The organism is Levilactobacillus fujinensis, assembly GCF_003946335.1.
In the GTDB taxonomy this organism is placed as follows: Bacteria; Bacillota; Bacilli; order Lactobacillales; family Lactobacillaceae; genus Levilactobacillus; species Levilactobacillus fujinensis.
The window spans coordinates 1-1,636 of sequence record NZ_RHNX01000091.1 but is presented as its reverse complement, the minus strand read 5'-3'; the positions used below and the strand labels follow the sequence as shown (position 1 = coordinate 1,636).

The 1,636-nt window shown below is 43.9% G+C and carries 2 protein-coding genes; both read left to right on the top strand.

All coding sequences use genetic code 11. The features are described from left to right. Window positions 1-68 precede the first annotated feature (68 nt). Entirely contained in the window at window positions 69-794 is a 726-nt protein-coding gene (locus EKM89_RS13860; RefSeq protein ID WP_125689350.1) for a helix-turn-helix domain-containing protein, read from the top strand. Continuing rightward, window positions 725-1,636 (top strand): IS3 family transposase (locus EKM89_RS13855; protein ID WP_125689351.1); only part of this gene is annotated, 912 nt, incomplete at its 3' end. The genes EKM89_RS13860 and EKM89_RS13855, both read left to right, overlap by 70 nt.

The following is a 1,636-nucleotide window of genomic DNA, read 5'->3' as shown; positions in this document are numbered from 1 at the left end:
GGCTATACTCCTACTTAGGTAGACAAGCAAATAATTAAAGCTTGTTTACTTAGGGAGGAGTTTTTAGTATGGGCCGAAAAGGATCTCGGTACAGTCTGGAGGACAAACTGAGTTATATCCAGTTAGTGGAACAGGGAATGAGTGCCAGACAAATCCAACGTCAGTATGGCGTTAAAGATGACCAGGTTAGACAATGGGTCCAACGATTCCAAGCAGACGGTATAGCTGGATTGAAGCGGCGAAAGATCCATCGATACTCACCAGAGTTCAAGCAGAAACTGGTTGAACTCTACCTAGCTGGCAACACCTCTTATCCTCAACTAGCTAGTCAATTTGACATTCCAAATTCAAGTATCATCTATCAGTGGGTGAACCTGTATACTAGTGGTAAATCACTTACAACCACTAGGAGGTTTCGCCCTATGAAAACTGGTAGAAAAACAACACAGATTGAACGAATTGAAATTGTACAATGGGTCATCGCTAATGAATTAGATTACAACGGTGCCACTAAGAAGTTTGCGGTCTCATATGGACAAGTTTATACATGGGTCAAGAAGTTCAAACAAGATGGCCCAGAAGCCTTACAAGACCGACGTGGTAAGGATAAATCAAGTAAGCCTAACTTGACTGATGAGGAAAAGCAAGCACTCAAAATCAAGGAATTAGAAGCGCGGAACGCTTACCTATCAAAGGAGAATGAAGTGCTAAAAAAACTGAAGGAATTAGAAAGGAAGGATGCCCCTCAGAACCAAAATATCGTACCATTCAAGCACTCGCCCAAGAAGCGCTAGACCGGAAGGAACCGACTCAAATTGGTCTTATGTGTCAGTGTTTAGGCGTCTCAAGAGCTGCTTATTACAAGTGGCTCCACCGCCGGCCCAAGCAACGTGAAATTGAAAATGAAGTGATCTATAGCTACGTTAAAGAGCTGGAAGAAAACCATAACTACATCTTCGGTGTGAAGCGTTTGGTTGCGTACGTAAACAAGGAGACCCCCTATCATGTGAGCGCTGGAAGAATTCGACGAATGATGAAGCGACACAATATTAAAGCATCAATTTTAGTTGCCAAACACGACCGTAAGGCGGAACACAAGGAATACATTCTTGGCAATAAGTTACTTACGGCCAACGCTAAGCATGACTTTCATCCTGAACAGCCCAATCAGACTTGGGTAACCGACTGTAGTGAATTGCAATATGGCATTAAGAGTGGTGGAAAGATTCGAGTTAGCGCCATCAAGGACCTCTATGACCATAGTATTATCGCATGGGAAATCGCGCCGACTGAGACGGCTACTTTAGTAACGGCTACTTTCAATGCGGCATTAGTCGCGACAAACGGTGAAAGGCCAATCCATCTTCATAGTGACCAAGGATCCAGTTATACGGCCGGATTATATAACACAACTTTAGCTGGAGCGGGCGTTATCCATAGTATGTCACGGCCTGGTACCCCGGGCGATAATAGTCCAATGGAAAGCTTGTGGAGTCATATGAAGACGGAATACTTTGACTTTAAACAACCACTATCGCTAGAAGAGATAACAGCGATGGTAGCTGATTTTATGGATTGGTATAATAATTCGCGACGCCAACCAACACTAAACGGCATGACCCCAGTAGAATACCGG